Source organism: Psychrobacter sp. Ps4, from assembly GCF_022129285.1.
In the GTDB taxonomy this organism is placed as follows: domain Bacteria; phylum Pseudomonadota; class Gammaproteobacteria; order Pseudomonadales; family Moraxellaceae; genus Psychrobacter; species Psychrobacter immobilis_A.
Map to the genome: position 1 here is coordinate 345,314 of NZ_JADQAK010000001.1, position 16,264 is coordinate 361,577.

The window sequence follows — 16,264 nt, forward strand, 5'->3', positions numbered from 1 at the left end:
ATCATGTCACATTACCCTTCCTATTATAAAAGTGACGCGCAAGCCAATTATTCTAATAAGACTTTTGTCATCGCCTTACTATCTTTACTCCTCCTCATTGCTATCACATCAGCTGCTCATGCTCACGAGACGCCAGTAGTACACAGCCATGGCGAGAAACTATCGACTAATACTGTGGCAGTGACATCCACTGCTGTAAGTGAAGAGAACTTACTTGCTCAAGACGACACCTTACTTGCTCAAAACAAGCAGTCTCTTACTACGCCTGCTAATCTTGCGATAAGTAAAGGGGATGCTATCGAGCAGTTCGTTGCTGCTGACTTCACCAAGCGCCAAACCATGCTCAATCAGTGGCCGGGGTCAGTGGAGAGTTTGGATGCTTTAGTTGAGCTGATAAAAAACGATGAGCTATACCAAGGTAATGGTGGGCAAACTTATCTACTTAACAGCGAAGATGAGCTATTTACTTATCCTGCTAAGCAGCTGACCACTGAGTGGCCTAGCGACTTGGCGCAAGTGACTTTGACCAATACGCTACGCTCAGCCTTAGTCTTTGGACAAGCCAAGGTTAAGCTTGAGTCAAACGATCCTACGCAACGTGTGCAGGCAGTTGCCATCTTAGCGGACAATATCGAACAGCTAGATCCAGCACTCATAAGTACTGCTGCTGCTACTGAGCAAGACGACGACGTCAAAACGGCGTTGAGTACTTTACAAGCGAGGATTGATTTTAGAGACGGCGACGTTACTACCCAAATTGCCTCGCTTACCGTGCTTGCTGATAGCGATAGTCCACAAGTCTTAGTTGATGTTAAAAAAGCATTGGCGGCAGATGATATCGATCCTGTGCTCAAATCTGCGCTGTTAGATGCTGAGGATAGTATTGAGCAGCGCATTACCATCAGTACTTGGATCGGTCATCTATTCACGGGGCTTAGTACGGCAAGCATCTTACTACTCGCGGCATTAGGGCTGGCCATTACTTTTGGGCTACTGGGTGTCATCAATATGGCTCATGGTGAGCTCATTATGATTGGTGCTTACGCCACTTATATGGTGCAAAATCTCTTTCAAGCGTATTTTCCTAGTATGACTGGATGGTATCTGGTTGCTGCTATACCCGTCGCTTTCTTAGTCAGTGCCATTATCGGCATGATTATCGAACGAATCATTATTCGCCCGCTTTACGGTCGTGAGCTTGAAACCTTACTGGCAACCTTCGGTGTCAGTCTGATTCTTATGCAGTTGGTTCGGATGATATTTGGCGCACAAAACGTCGAAGTCAGCAATGTCGACTGGTTGAGCGGTGCATATCAAGTATCCTCGAGCCTTGTGCTCCCCTTCAATCGTATCGCTATTATCGGCTTTACCATCATCATTCTTATGCTATTGGTGTACTTGCTTAACAAGACTCGCTTTGGGCTATTTGTGCGCGCTGTGACTCAAAACCGGCAAATGGCACGTGCAGTTGGTATCTCCTCTGCTCGCATCGACATGTTGGCATTCGGCCTTGGTTCAGGGTTGGCCGGTCTCGCTGGCTGCGCTCTAGCACAAGTGGGCAACGTCGGACCCGACTTAGGTCAAACTTATATTATTGATGCGTTCTTAGTCGTCGTGGTTGGCGGTGTTGGACAAGTATGGGGCGCGGTATTGGCATCTTTAGGTCTTGGTGTCAGTGGTACGGTGCTTGAGATTGGCATTGGTGCTGTGATGGCTAAGATTGTATTACTGGTTCTTGTGATTTTGTTTATTCAAAAACGTCCACAAGGTTTATTCGCCCTCAAAGGCCGTTTTGTGGATTAAGGAGAACCTCATGCGTTGCGCTCAACTATTATCTGATTCCCCACGTAATGCCATTCTGATTGGTTTGTGTTTTTTAGTGCTACTGATATTGCCTTGGCTCCATTTACTACCTGAAACCTCTATTTTTCACCTGTCTGCTTACTGGATAACTTTGATTGGTAAAATAATGGCGCTCGCCATGGTAGCACTGGCTTTAGACTTGGTCTGGGGCTATGCTGGCATTCTAAGCTTAGGTCATGGTCTTTATTTTGCGCTAGGAGGCTATGCTTTTGGTATGTACTTGACACGTGAAACTGCTGGCACGGGCTTGCCAGATTTTATGCGTTTTTTGAGTTGGACTGAATTGCCATGGTATTGGGCAGGCACTCAACATTTCTGGTGGGCAATGGCTTTAGTGGTGCTAGTTCCCGGTCTGGTCGCTTTTATCTTTGGCTATTTTGCTTTTCGCTCAAAGATTAAAGGGGTTTATTTTTCGATTATTACTCAGGCCATGACCTACGCGGCAGCTTTACTGTTTTTCCGTAACGAAACAGGCTTTGGTGGTAACAATGGCTTCACAGGTTTTACGACGCTATTAGGCTATGACATCACCGCCTCTTCAACGAGGGCTGTGCTGTGTTTTACGACTGCTTTGGCGCTGCTAATGTCCTATCTTGGACTACGCTATCTGATGAGCCAGCCTTATGGGCGCGTGCTTGGTGCCATCCGTGATAGTGAAAATCGTTTGCAGTATTTAGGCTATCGCACGCTTTGGTACAAGCTTTCAGCTTGGGTGTTATCTGCAGTCATTGCTGGTATCGCTGGTGCTCTATATGTACCGCAAGTTGGTATCATTAACCCAGGCGAGATGAACCCCGTCAACTCTATCGAGATGGCAGTCTGGGTGGCTGCTGGAGGCAGAGGTTCATTAATCGGTGCCATTGTAGGTGCTGGTACAGTCAATGTGATTAAAACCTATTTTACCGTCGCCTACCCAGAGTTCTGGTTGCTTATCCTAGGTGGATTATTTGTAGTGGTTACTATATTTCTCCCTAACGGCATCATTGGTGTACTCGATCGTTTTAAGAAGGAAAAAGAATAATGTCAATAATATGTAATAATGCTGCTTCCCAAAAAACGGCTAACGATGCGCTTATTAAAAATAAAAATGATCCTAGTATTAATAATCCAATGAAAAATTCTAAAAACACACCACATATAACGGTCGCAGAAAACACGCCTACCCGACCAGTCACTACTTTGGCTGAAGATTATGGAGATAGCGGTGGCTTGCCGCATCCTGTTCCCAAATCAGGTCCAGATATGAGACATGGGATTGCGCTATATTTAGAAGGCGTTAGCGTATGGTTTGACTCATTCCGTGCACTCAATGATTTATCTTTATACATTGAGGCAGGCGAGCTGCGCTGCATCATTGGTCCTAATGGTGCAGGTAAAACCACGTTAATGGATGTCATCACTGGTAAAACGCGCCCGACCACAGGTAGCGCATTTTTTGGTCAAGTACATAATTTAGCCAAACTATCTACCGAAGAAATAGCGGAAGCAGGCATTGGCCGTAAGTTTCAAAAACCCACCGTATTTGAGAAATTTACCGTACTTGATAACTTAATGCTGGCCGCGCCCAAGGATAAGCGGGTATCAAAAAGCTGGTTTACTAAAATTGACGCAGAAATCCAAGATACTCTTGACTCAACGCTTGATCAAATACGCCTAAAAGAGCTGATTAGCAAGCCAGCAGGACTATTATCTCATGGTCAAAAACAGTGGCTAGAGATTGGAATGTTACTGATGCAAAGACCAAAACTTATCTTACTTGATGAACCAGTAGCAGGCATGACCGATGCCGAAACGGAACATACCGCTGAGTTATGTCTACGCCTTAAAAAGAATCACACCTTAATCGTGGTTGAGCATGATATGACTTTCATTGATGCCATCAGTGAGAAAGTAACGGTCTTAGCAAATGGCGCTATTTTGGCTGAAGGTACGTTGAGTGAAGTACAGAATAATGAGGCCGTTATTGAGACCTATTTGGGTCGGTAATAAGCTCAGGTCGATAACAAATAGTAACACTTAGAAATAGACCTAAAAAAATAGAGGTACTTATATGTTAGAAATCAATGCCATAAATCAATATTATGGTGGCAGTCACATTTTACGTGATGTCACCCTCGCCGCCCCTGTAGGAGAATGTAGCGTGGTACTGGGTCGTAATGGCGTCGGTAAAACCACCTTGCTTAAATGCTTGATGGGCATCCTACCAATAAAATCAGGTGAGATTTTATTAGACGGTAAGGATATTAGTCAGATGACGCCTGAGCAGCGTGTGCGCGCAGGACTCGCTTATGTGCCGCAAGGACGCGATATATTTTCCACCTTGACCGTTGAAGAAAACATTCTGATTGGCATGGCGAAATTCTCTCAACGAAAAGCAAGCAAAGTACCCAAACACTTGTATGATATATTTCCAGTGCTAGACGAAATGAAGCATCGCCGCGGTGGCGATCTATCAGGCGGTCAGCAGCAGCAACTTGCTATTGCTCGTGCGCTTGCATCAGAGCCTCAAGTACTAGTACTTGATGAGCCGACTGAAGGTATCCAACCGTCCATTATTAAAGACATTGGTAGAGTCATTCGTAGTCTTGCTAATAAAGGCGATATGGCAATTGTTTTAGTCGAGCAGTTTTATGAGTTTGCAGAAGAGCTTGCCGATAATTATACCGTGCTTTCTAGAGGACAAGTGGTTGCTCAAGGGGCTGGATGTGACATGGCAAAAAATAACATTCAAGAGTTGGTGGCAATCTAAAAGGACACTTTATAAAAAGACACTTTATAAAAGGGAACACAATTTTGACTTGGCAATCCTCACTACAGCTCCATTTCGACTGCGCCTCTACTGCTGCAAAAACTCGGCTGTATCATCGTGCCCATACTGGCGCACTCATGGTGCAGCGCGCTCTGTATCCTGAGCCTGATAGTACTGATAACAGCCAAGCAGGGATTTGCCATATTTATGTATTGTATCCTCCTGCTGGTATCGCCGATGATGACCGCTTAACATTGGAGTTTAACCTACACTCTAATAGCCATGCGGTGATTACTACTCCTGGAGCCGGAAAATGGTACGGGCAACGCAAAACGTTACGATTCTCTAGACCTAACGACTCATCAAAATTTAACAACGTTACTCAATCGGCAAACAGCAATACTTCTAACGACTGTTTTAATGATGTTATCAGCGCAGAACAGCATATCGATGCCCGCCTCGATGACCACGCTGTCCTAGAATGGCTACCTCAAGAAAGCATTTATTACGATCATTCTGTCTCTAATGCGAATAACCGATTTTATTTAGCTAAGACAGCAAGTTTATTGACTTGGGATATTGCGGTATTTGGACGTCAAGCGTATCAAGAGACGTTTGCTAATGGTCATTATGCCAACCGCTTAGAGATATGGCGTGAGGGCAGTTTATTGGTCAGTGAATGCACCTCCCAGCCAGCAAATACACGCTGGTTTACTCACCATTAGGACTGAATAATCAACATGTGCATGGCTCTTTTTGGGCAATACCTAGCACAGAGATCATTGCACCTGAGTTACAGAATAATCCGCTCAAGCTCGGCCAATATTTAGATACCACTATTACCGAGCTACGCCATCTCATTGATACGCAGTCATTACCTATTCACTGTACTCACAATTTTCAAGGTATCAATTGCCGTTATTTAGGAGCAGATGTGCGTGTCTGCTTTGAGGCTTTTTACCAAATTCGCGAGCTTATCAGGTTTAAATGGTACATGCTTGAACCTCATCGACCGAGAATTTGGGACACCTAATATTATACATATGCTCCTACATACTATCATCCTTAAACCGTGCTGAATCAAACCAGAATAACTCTACTTAGCCTATTCACTTTATAAAGATTAAAGACGAATCATAGCCTTCAGAAGACAATAATTATTAAGGAAGTTTTATGCAGTTAAATCCTACAGAAAAAGATAAACTCTTACTATTTACCGCAGGCATGGTGGCGGAACGTCGTAAGAATCGTGGCGTCAAGCTTAATTACCCTGAGTCTATCGCTTATATCAGCATGCTCCTGATGGAAGGTGCGCGTGATGGCAAAACCGTGGCGCAACTGATGAGTAAAGGAGCCACTTATCTCTCTGCCGATGACGTCATGGAAGGCATTGCAGAGATGATACATGATGTCCAAGTTGAAGCCACTTTCCCCGATGGCACTAAGCTAGTGACAGTGCATAACCCTATCGTATAGCTTACTTGCTATAAAGCCGTATAAAACGATATTGAACAAGAGCCATTGCCATAAGACGATTAAGGATAATAAAAATGACGATGAAAGCAGGCGAATATAAGATTAAAGCAGGCGATATGGCTTTGAATGCTGGTCGCTACGTTCAAACCATAGCAGTAATCAATACTGGCGACCGCCCTATTCAAATCGGTTCTCATTATCACTTCTATGAAGTCAATGCAGCACTGAGCTTTGATCGAGAGTCGACGCTTGGCTATCGACTCAATATCCTATCTGGCACTGCGGTACGTTTTGAGCCAGGCCAAGCGCGTGAAGTGGAGCTGGTTGCCATTTCAGGTAGACAGCACATTTATGGTTTTTCAGGCGAGGTTATGGGCGTTGTAAACCCTAAAATCTCTCAGAATACCTCGAAAAAACGCATTGACCGACGTATCTATGCCGAGCATTTTGGCCCTACCACAGGGGATAAGGTACGCTTAGCCGATACGAATTTATGGCTTGAGGTTGAATATGATTTGACCAGTCACAGTGACCAACGTACTGATAGCATCGGTGAAGAGGTCAAATTTGGTGGCGGCAAGGTAATCCGCGATGGTATGGGTCAATCACAACTGCTGGGTGACCAAGTTGCCGATACTATTATTACCAATGCTCTGATTGTGGACTACAGCGGTATCTACAAGGCAGATGTCGCTATTAAGGGCGGTCGCATTAGCGGCATCGGTAAAGCTGGCAACCCTGATATTCAGCCTAACGTGACGTTACCTATTGGCGCGGCTACCGAAATTATCGCAGGAGAAGGTAAAATATTAACTGCTGGCGGGATCGATAGTCATATTCACTTCATTGCACCGCAGCAGTGTGAGACGGCATTGATGTCTGGTGTAACCACGATGTTAGGCGGTGGTACGGGACCTGCTGAAGGTACTCTTGCCACCACTTGTACACCTGGTGCCTATCATATCCACAGTATGCTAAAAGCCACTGATGCTATTCCGATGAATATCGGATTCTTAGGTAAAGGCAATGTTAGTCTACCTGCCCCCATTGTAGAGCAAATCGAAGCAGGAGCTATCGGGCTTAAGCTTCATGAAGACTGGGGCTCCACGCCCAAAGCCATTGATAACTGCCTTAGCGTGGCCGAAGAATATGATGTGCAAGTGGCGATTCATACTGATACGTTAAATGAAAGCGGCTACTTAGATAGCACTCTAGGCGCGTTTAAAGACCGCTGTATTCACACCTTCCATACCGAAGGCGCTGGCGGCGGACATGCCCCAGATATCTTAAAAGCTATTGGCGAAACCAATGTTTTACCCTCATCAACCAACCCGACGCGCCCTTTCACCATTAATACCATTGACGAGCATTTCGACATGCTTATGGTTTGTCACCACTTAAGCCCAGCCATTGCTGAAGATGTCGCTTTTGCAGAAAGCCGTATTCGTAAAGAAACCATTGCCGCTGAAGATATTTTACAAGATATGGGTGCCATCTCCATGATGAGTAGTGATTCGCAAGCGATGGGACGCGTGGGAGAAGTCATTATTCGCACGTGGCAAACAGCTGATAAAATGAAAGCCCAACGCGGTCATCTGGCTCCTGATCAATCGGCTAAAACTGAGCAATCCTTAGAAAATATCATGCTAAGTCCCACTGACTCTGATAGCAGCAATGATAATTTTCGTATCAAACGCTACCTCGCAAAATACACCATCAACCCTGCCATCACTCATGGCATTAGTGACGAAGTGGGATCCATTGAAGTAGATAAATGGGCGGATTTAATTTTATGGTCGCCTGCATTTTTTGGCGTAAAGCCCGACCTTATCATTAAAGGCGGCTTGATTGCGGCAGCGTCCATGGGCGACCTCAATGCTTCCATTTCAACCCCGCAGCCTGTGCACTATCGCAGCATGTTTGGTAGCTTCCCCAAAACAGTAGCGCAGACTTGCATCACCTTTATGTCAAGTGCGGCTATTGATAAGGGTGTTGATAGGCAATTAGGACTAGAAAAAATCATTAAAGCGGTACACAACATTCGTAAGGTACGTAAACAAGACATGAAGTTTAATAGCTATTGTCCTAAGATGGAGGTCAACCCAGAAACCTATGAAGTGTACGCCGATGGTGAGCTGTTGACCTGTGAGCCTGCCGACTATCTCCCAATGGCACAGCGCTATTTTCTATTCTAGCTGCTTTTTATTGTCGTGCTGATAATCAACCATCAGCTGTCAACCATCTACTTTAACGGACTATAAACATAATTATGAACATTTATACGCAACGTCTTGATCTATCAACCCTTAGCGCTGAACAACAAGCAATTATTGATAGGCAAAAACAGGCAGAAAACTTTTTATATTTAGATTTCGATACCCGTCAGCGTAGCCGTTTTAAAGCAGAAACACAACACCAAGAAACCATTGGTGTCGATTTGCCACGTACGGAAACCATTAAGAATGGCAGTGTGCTAGCAGACCATCAAGGCAATTTAATACAGATTATGGCTGCCAAGCAGGGATTAATCGAAGTGACTGCCGATAATGATTTTGACCTTATGAAGGGCGCTTACCATTTGGGCAACCGCCATGTGCCTTTAATGCTGACACCTAATGCACTCTACTTTGAGCCTGACCATGTTTTAGAAGCGATGTTAAATCAACTTGGACTACATACCCAAGCCGTACAAGCGCCGTTTGAGCCAGAAACGGGTGCCTATAAAGGCAATCAAGGCGGACATTCTCACTCTCATGGTCATAGTCATCATGGTCACGACCATGACCATTCACATACCCACGGCAACTCTCATGACTAATCACGCCACACACTCACAGCAGACTACCTGTACCGCACAAGGTATAAATGATCTGAATAATACAGAAGTAAATGGACTTTTGTTCATTCTGGCGTCAAGTAACCTACCTATTGGCAGTTATACCTACTCGCAAGGCATAGAGCCTGCTATCGAGTCAGGGCTCATTCACGACGAAAGCAGTAGTTTAGCGTTTATGAGTGATTATCTGGAGCTGGCATTATGTCGGTATGAGCTACTGCTACTGGCGCTTATGATTGAAGCACTTATGGTTGATGACGTTGCGCTTGCTGACGCTTTAGGTACAGATTACCATGCCAGCCGTGAAAGTAAAGAGTTTGTCTATGAGTCAAGCCAATTGGCTCTTTCTTTATCAGCATGGCTTGGTGATGTCCTTGAGCTCGACGTGCCTGACAGCTTACTTGCCCATGGATTTTTACCCCTCTTTGCCCATATCAGCTCGCACTGGCAGCTTAAGCCTGTACAAGCCTTGACCACCTACGCCTTTGGTCAAATAGAAAATATGGTGTTGGCTGCGGTCAAGACCGTACCGCTTGGGCAAATGGCAGGACAGCGCATTATTTGGCAGCTACAACAGTTATTAAGTCAGCAGATACAGGCATTGGCTGCCAACGTCAAGCAAAGATTTTTGCAAGTTCAAAATATGCCTTTAGAGGCTAACGTAAAGCTGAATCTACTTTATCAAAAGCTACATATGTCCGCTAACCTACCAAATTTAGCCATACTGTCTTGCCAGCATGAAAGGCAATACAGCCGCCTATTTCGCTCTTAATCGCTAATAAACACAACTCTCATCAAGGAACTTTATTTATGGCACTGACACCCAAAGTCGAAAACAAAAATTTAGAAACGACGCTCTCTCCTCTACGCTTAGGCATTGGCGGCCCTGTAGGCTCAGGAAAAACGGCATTGACGCTGAGACTATGTCAACGCCTGCGGGATGATATCAATATGGCCGTGGTAACTAATGATATTTATACCAAAGAAGACTCTGAGTTTTTAACCCGCAATGAGGCGATGCCAGCTGAGCGCATTCGCGGTGTTGAAACCGGTGGCTGCCCGCATACTGCCATCCGTGAAGATGCCTCAATTAACTTGTCTGCCATCGCCGAATTACAGCAGCAATTTGCAGGTCTTGAGCTTATTATCATCGAGTCTGGTGGCGATAATTTGGCAGCAACTTTTAGCCCTGAATTGTCCGACTTGACACTATATGTCATTGACGTATCAGCAGGCGATAAAATTCCTCGTAAAGGCGGCCCTGGTATCATGAAATCGGACTTGCTCATTATCAATAAAACCGACCTTGCCCCTTTCGTAGGCGCGTCACTTGAGGTTATGGCGCATGATGCCAAAAAAATGCGCGGTGATAAGCCTGTGGTATTTAGTAACATGAAAACAGGCGAAGGTCTTGATGACATTGTTGCTTTTATCTTAGATAAAGGCATGTTAAGTGTGGCTTAGAATGCCTTAGGTAATGGCATCAATAAGTGCTCTACAAACCGCTGATGGATCAGTGGATTATCAGTCAGTTTTTATATCGATTTGTTTATTTATTAAGGATTTATCATGACAACAGACATAGCCAAAACGATGACACGCAAAAACCTCTTCCAAAAAACCAATACAATCAGTGGCTTAGCATTGCTACCATTACTACCAACACTCGCATTTGCTCACCCTGGGCATGAATTGATGGCAGCAGATGGCTCATTTAGCCTTTCAATATTGTCTGGTATGTTGCACCCTTTGACTGGGTTCGACCATCTGATGTTAGCGCTGGGCATGGGCATGCTATTTACTCAAATGCACAGCTTTAAAAAAGGATTTGTAGCACTGTTAATTGGTCTAGTAACAGGATTTGTACTGAGTTTAAGTGTGAGCTTGAATAGCCTGTTTATTGAATACGGTATTCTACTCTCTATCGTACTACTGACCATGGCACTTATGAGCCGCTACTTTAATGTGGCATTGAATCAAGGCCACGAGATGTCCGTCAAAACTGTGTATAAATTATTAATCATTGGCTTTGGTGCGCTTGCTATGTTCCACGGTGCTGCTCATGCAATCGAAGTGCCTGCAAACAGTAATACCGCTGGCTTCTTTACGGGTATGATTATTGCCATGCTAGGTCTATATACTATCGGCAAAGGATTTGCCACTTATCTAAACACTCACCTGCAAGACAGCTTGATTATTCAACGTGTTATAGCTGTTGTCGGTTTATGCGGTGTACTGTTAGGGTAACTTTATTAGTTTATACACAGAGTTATTGAACACGGTAGTAAGTTGAAGGGGCTGGCTGTGCAGCGATCTATCATAACAATGAGTATTGATGCCATACTTACCAAAATGCACGCAGGTGACATTATATAAATTGCCTTATGCCCCTGAGCTTATGACAGCTCTTAAAGAAACTCTTAAAGAAATAAGGCCGCTCAAGCGACCGCTTAGCTCGCGGCAGGATTAGCATTCAAAAGGGTTTGGGCTATAAGAAGCTTTAGATAATAAGTATGAAATGGTCATCAGAAAAAAAGGACAAATTAATGTCCTTTTTCTGGCTTTTGGTTTACTTAATGCTTACCAGCTAAAACCCATACCCATGCCACCAGAGTTCTCATCTTTTGTGAAAGCACCACCGAGACTAAAGCTGGTATTGGGATTAATGACACGCTGATATCCTAAGGAAACCGCTTGCTCGGAGCCCTGAAAACCTGCGCCCACGCCTATACGGTTCTTACCTTGTAGACCTGACGTGCTAGTTGCCATGTTTAACATCGCAGCACTCATCGCACCTTGACGATCAAAACGATCATCAATTTCCTTAAAACGCTGTCCATTGTCTTGCAGATAATTGTGAATAGAGTCATTTAGAGCATTAAATTTAGTATCAGTATAAGTGTTCGAGGTTTCGATAGCGCTTGTTTTTGCGTCTTGTAACTGACCGACATTGACTGCGTCATTATCAGCGGTACCATTAGCAACATTGATAATCTGACGCTGGTTAAGATCCGAGCCAACCGACACTGTGTTTTCACGGTTAGAGCTAGAGTCATTGCCGAGTACCACGGCGTTTTTTGCAGTAGTATTGACATTATTGCCGAGCACAAAAGTATTGTCGCCAGACACGGTATTATTATTGCCCATACTATAGCTGTTATTGCCACTGACCGTACTTGGATCGCCAATCGCACCTGAATGATTTCCAGTCACTTTATTACCAGTGCCAATGCTGATAGCTTGCTCGCCGATTGCTTGAGCACCATCTCCCATTGCAATAGATTGCTTGCCCTGCGCCGCCGCATTAGTGCCTAAAGCCATTGCGTTGTCTCCACTAGCAATCGCTTCTGCAGACGTACCACCATTGATGTTTAGGTATTTATGCTGTGCAGCAATATCCTGTTTAACGCTCAATACCTGATCATTTGTATAACTTTGTGACGATGCTAGAGTCTCGGTCGCTTTACCATCAGTATAGCCTTTCGATGCGATCAAAGTCTCGGTCGCTTTGCCATCGGTGTAACCTTTTGAGGCAGTTAAGGTTTCAGTCGCTTTGTCGTCGGTGTAGCCTTTGGAGGCGGTCAAAGTCTCGGTTGCTTTGCCGTCGGTATATCGTTTATTTACCGCATCTGCCACATTAGTGATACGTTTTTCGAAACCCTTGCTACCAACTGAAATCGTATCTCTTTCATCTGCAATGGAGAAACTACCTATGGCGGTTGCGCCTGTCGCAGTGGCTTGGCTATTACTGCCAAACACGCTGCTGTCTGTACCTGATGCGATATTCTGATAACCAACTGCAACACTGTAGTCACCCTCTGATGTATTTTCAAAACCGACGGCACTACTGTCTTTACCTGATGCTTTATTATTATAACCGACGGCACTGCTATTTACATTCGAGGCGGTATTTTTATAGCCAATTGCACTGCTATTTATGTTCGATGCCGTGTTGTTATAACCAAATGCACTACTATAACCCTCTGAGGCGATATTATTAGAGCCTATCGCACTGCTATTGATACGCGATGCGGTATTGTTATAACCAACGGCACTACTGTACTCAACTGATGCTTCATTATTAGAGCCTATCGCACTACTATAATCACCTGATGCTGCATTAGTATAACCAACCGCACTGCTATAACTACCCGAGGACTTATTGAAAAACCCCACTGCATTGCTAGAGTTACCTGTTGCTTCATTTGCATAACCTAGCGCACTAGTCGCTTCATTTGAAGCTTTATTGTCAATACCTAAGGCACTACTATTAATACCGCCTGCTACATTATTTATTCCACAGGCTAGTGCAATTGCACCTGTTGCCGTACTTCCTCCAGAAACAGGATCCGTTACGCATACCACGCCTGCCCACACTGTCGAACCACTGATCGCTGCGATACTGAAGGCAAGCCCTTTTATAGTCAACATCTTATAGTCATTTGAGCGAGCTATCAGGGCGATAGTGCCAGTCGTGCCGCTGGTCTTACCAGCGCTCTTAGTATTTTCAGACACCACCACTAAACAACCTAGTGATTGACTCCAAATCTTTTTAAATACTTTATTCATAGCTCGCTCCATAAGTCCAAAAACTAATCGTCGATAAAATCAAGGCTATCTATGTCACTTACTATGCCACTTACATTAACCATGCTCATAAATGACAACTGTCATTTATTAAAACACAAAGCTAACATACCTGTATATTTATATTAAAGGATATTTAATCTTCAGGGCGGTCTTAGATAAGTAAAATAATCTGGGATAGTTTTATGGAGAAATAGCATTATGAGTAAGATTCGCCTACCCAAACGCTCACAGCACAGTTAGCATAACGATTGTTATATCGGTAAGAGTGAGCGCGTCCGGTAGGATTGCAAGTGCCGTTATGGCACTCGCAAGGTCTGGCAGCAGATCAACCTGATGGCGTATCTGAAATTTGGAATGGCATAGAGAGTGTTGAACAAGTAACCCTTGAGTGGATGGACTGATTTCATAACCCAAACAATCCACCTAAATGATTCACTCACGTAAATCATCCACGACCGCCAACATAGCCACTAATGAGGCTTCCCCTAATTTCATAGAGCGCTCTGGTGACCAACCCGTATCGGCATCGGGGACATTATTGTTATCTATAAATGGCATCTCCAAGGTATTGGCAAGGCAGTCAAAACGTTCGGCAACCCAGTGAGTCGCAAGCGTCATGTTCGCTTTACCCGGTGCATCTACGTCATAGCCTTCTTCCGTCTGAAAGTCAGCACTGGCGAGCTTTAACACTTCTGAGAATCTATCGCGTAGACGCGCGAGGCGGTCGCTATAATTTGGCGTACCCTGAGAGCCAGCAAGGAATACAAAAGGTATTTCTTCATCACCGTGTACATCATAAAACAGGTCAACACCCGTCTCTTCCATTTTATTAATGACATGAAAGACTTCTGGGCTGGTTTCCAAACTTGGATTTGACCAAGCACGGTTTAGGTTAGTCCCGACTGCATTAGTACGCAGATGACCGCGCACGCTGCCATCTGGGTTCATATTGGGCACGATGTAAAAGTTAGCTTTATCTAATAATAATTTACCCGTGGCATTATCACCATCTAACAGGCTATGCAGTAGTCCATCGACCAACCACTCAGCCATCGTTTCACCAGGATGTTGACGTGCCGTAATCCAAATATTGCGTTTAGGCGCATCGTTATTGCTAGCGCCATCACTAATTTTGACTAAGGTTAAATCGCGCTTATCAAGGGTTTCTCCCAAATGCTCTAACGTCACTAATGGATGCATTTGCACCGCTGCTAATAAATCTTGATGACGCTCATCACTGTAAGGGGCAAAAAAAGCAATTTGAATAGTTTCACATTCCAACTCTGCCGTTATGGTTAGTTTGCCGTCTTTATAAGAGGTGGGCAGACGAAACCAATAGTCGCGATCGTACGACGCCACCGCTTGGTAATTCTCCCACCCTGCAGGAAATGCCGCACCCCCTGCATTCATAATATTGAGCACATATTGCTCGCCAACTTGACCTGTCAGGCGAAAATTAAACCACTGAAAAAACTCGCCACCGACGTCCGGACGAATAGCCAATTGGATATTTTTTTTATCTTCTAAATTAATAACCTCAATATTACCAGCATCGAAATTAGCAGTGATATGCATAAATTTTCCTTAATTATTTTTTAGATATCTTAGTGAGTATTTGTAAAGTACCTCAGCATAAACGATTAGAAACAAGCAGGATAGAGAGGCTAACAAATCATCTTAAAAAATAGTAAAAATAATTATTAATAATTGTAGCACCGCTGCTTTTTTTAATTAAAATAACGTAAAAACATTCCAAGCACTATGACAGGCATAGCATTAGCCAATTTTTTATATTTATCACATTACTGAATGAATGTGTCAGATATTGGATATTATAGCTCATAATCCTATATAGCACTGTTCATCATATATAGTACTATTCTCTATAGCTACAAAAGCCATTCAACTGGTAGCCACCCTACTACTGTCAATATAATGTTAAGCAGGGCACTTTGTCCAGGCTCCGAGACGCTCATCGATCCAGTATAGGAATCGATCCAGACGAGCCTTCCATTACGCTGCTCTACCCGCCAAGTAAGGCCAACCATGCCCTCGTCAAATGCTTTGTGCAGTTTTTGTGCCATCTGTTCGCTGTTGATCATTAAACCCATTTCGGTATTGAGCGCAGTCGAACGGGGGTCAAAATTGAACGAGCCAATAAAAATGCGCTTTCCATCTACCGCAAAGGTTTTCGCGTGAAGACTGGCTTTTGACGATCTGAACGCTCCTAGATGGTCAGCGGGTGCACCAGACGCAGCTTGGCTACGTAGCTCAAAAAGGCTGACGCCACTTTCAAGCATGGCCTTGCTTTGTTGTTATTTTATTAGCTAGCGAGCTGAAGATTTTTTACGTTACCCATAAGTGCGCTAAGATTTTTCTCAAGTTTACTTTTTTCTAGCTTCATTCTTACGACAACCTTAATAATCTCATCAGCTATCTCCTTATTGCCTTCAGCCACTGCCTGCTGCAATGCTAGGCCTTCACGCATAATAGCAACCCTTAAAGGCTCGATCTTATAAATAATACGGTTGATAGATTTATGCAGATCCGACTGTCTATAGCACTCTTTTACCTTAAATGATTTATATAAGAGACTGTTTTTATCACTTTTTGCGCGGGCTAACGTCTCGATATAATCAGCCGCTATCTTGTCAGCATAATCATCTTGAATACCAATCTCTAAAATATTTTTTACTATAGCCAATCCCACTTAAAATTGTTATAAACTAATTATCAAACCTAATTGCTAT

Annotated in this window: 14 protein-coding genes and 1 pseudogene; 11 read left to right on the forward strand and 4 right to left on the reverse strand. The window is 44.0% G+C overall.

Annotated features, from left to right (window positions below):
- Positions 1 to 3 precede the first annotated feature (3 nt).
- From urtB to I3252_RS01395, 11 genes and pseudogenes are all read left to right on the forward strand, one after another.
- Positions 4 to 1,803, forward strand: coding sequence for an urea ABC transporter permease subunit UrtB (gene urtB / locus I3252_RS01345; RefSeq protein WP_238033965.1), 1,800 nt, complete (start codon positions 4 to 6; stop codon positions 1,801 to 1,803).
- A 10-nt stretch (positions 1,804 to 1,813) separates the two neighbouring features.
- On the forward strand, positions 1,814 to 2,884 hold the full coding sequence (gene urtC / locus I3252_RS01350; RefSeq protein WP_238033966.1) for an urea ABC transporter permease subunit UrtC: 1,071 nt from the start codon (positions 1,814 to 1,816) through the stop codon (positions 2,882 to 2,884).
- On the forward strand, positions 2,884 to 3,849 hold the full coding sequence (gene urtD / locus I3252_RS01355; protein WP_238033967.1) for an urea ABC transporter ATP-binding protein UrtD: 966 nt from the start codon (positions 2,884 to 2,886) through the stop codon (positions 3,847 to 3,849). Before urtC ends, urtD begins: the two co-directional genes overlap by 1 nt.
- Positions 3,850 to 3,913: 64 nt before the next feature.
- Positions 3,914 to 4,612 (forward strand): urea ABC transporter ATP-binding subunit UrtE, encoded by a 699-nt coding sequence (urtE, locus tag I3252_RS01360; protein WP_238033968.1) that lies wholly within the window; start codon positions 3,914 to 3,916, stop codon positions 4,610 to 4,612.
- A 44-nt stretch (positions 4,613 to 4,656) separates the two neighbouring features.
- Positions 4,657 to 5,645, forward strand: a pseudogene (locus tag I3252_RS01365) (urease accessory protein UreD).
- Between the two features lie 140 nt (positions 5,646 to 5,785).
- Positions 5,786 to 6,088 carry an urease subunit gamma gene (gene ureA, locus I3252_RS01370; RefSeq protein WP_238033969.1) on the forward strand — a complete coding sequence of 101 codons (303 nt, stop codon included), beginning with the start codon at positions 5,786 to 5,788 and terminating at the stop codon, positions 6,086 to 6,088.
- Between the two features lie 74 nt (positions 6,089 to 6,162).
- Positions 6,163 to 8,283 (forward strand): urease subunit alpha, encoded by a 2,121-nt coding sequence (gene ureC, locus I3252_RS01375; RefSeq protein ID WP_238033970.1) that lies wholly within the window; start codon positions 6,163 to 6,165, stop codon positions 8,281 to 8,283.
- 74 nt (positions 8,284 to 8,357) lie between these two features.
- On the forward strand, positions 8,358 to 8,906 hold the full coding sequence (gene ureE, locus I3252_RS01380) for an urease accessory protein UreE (RefSeq protein WP_238033971.1): 549 nt from the start codon (positions 8,358 to 8,360) through the stop codon (positions 8,904 to 8,906).
- A complete protein-coding gene (locus tag I3252_RS01385; RefSeq protein ID WP_238033972.1) occupies positions 8,899 to 9,696 on the forward strand; it encodes an urease accessory UreF family protein in 798 nt (265 codons plus the stop codon). Before ureE ends, I3252_RS01385 begins: the two co-directional genes overlap by 8 nt.
- Before the next feature lie 38 nt (positions 9,697 to 9,734).
- On the forward strand, positions 9,735 to 10,388 hold the full coding sequence (gene ureG / locus I3252_RS01390) for an urease accessory protein UreG (RefSeq protein ID WP_045454649.1): 654 nt from the start codon (positions 9,735 to 9,737) through the stop codon (positions 10,386 to 10,388).
- 105 nt (positions 10,389 to 10,493) lie between these two features.
- A complete protein-coding gene (locus I3252_RS01395; protein WP_238033973.1) occupies positions 10,494 to 11,171 on the forward strand; it encodes a HupE/UreJ family protein in 678 nt (225 codons plus the stop codon).
- A 333-nt stretch (positions 11,172 to 11,504) separates the two neighbouring features.
- Here I3252_RS01395 and I3252_RS01400 read toward each other — a convergent pair whose 3' ends face one another.
- From I3252_RS01400 to I3252_RS01415, 4 genes are all read right to left on the reverse strand, one after another.
- Positions 11,505 to 13,493: an ESPR-type extended signal peptide-containing protein gene (locus tag I3252_RS01400; RefSeq protein ID WP_238033974.1), complete on the reverse strand. Its 1,989-nt coding sequence runs from the start codon at positions 13,491 to 13,493 to the stop codon at positions 11,505 to 11,507.
- A gap of 453 nt (positions 13,494 to 13,946) precedes the next feature.
- On the reverse strand, positions 13,947 to 15,089 hold the full coding sequence (locus tag I3252_RS01405) for a M14-type cytosolic carboxypeptidase (RefSeq protein WP_193007447.1): 1,143 nt from the start codon (positions 15,087 to 15,089) through the stop codon (positions 13,947 to 13,949).
- 314 nt (positions 15,090 to 15,403) lie between these two features.
- Positions 15,404 to 15,814, reverse strand: coding sequence for a phospholipase D-like domain-containing protein (locus I3252_RS01410; RefSeq protein WP_238033975.1), 411 nt, complete (start codon positions 15,812 to 15,814; stop codon positions 15,404 to 15,406).
- Positions 15,815 to 15,837: 23 nt separating this feature from the next.
- A complete protein-coding gene (locus tag I3252_RS01415; RefSeq protein ID WP_238033976.1) occupies positions 15,838 to 16,224 on the reverse strand; it encodes a hypothetical protein in 387 nt (128 codons plus the stop codon).
- Between the last annotated feature and the right edge of the window lie 40 nt (positions 16,225 to 16,264).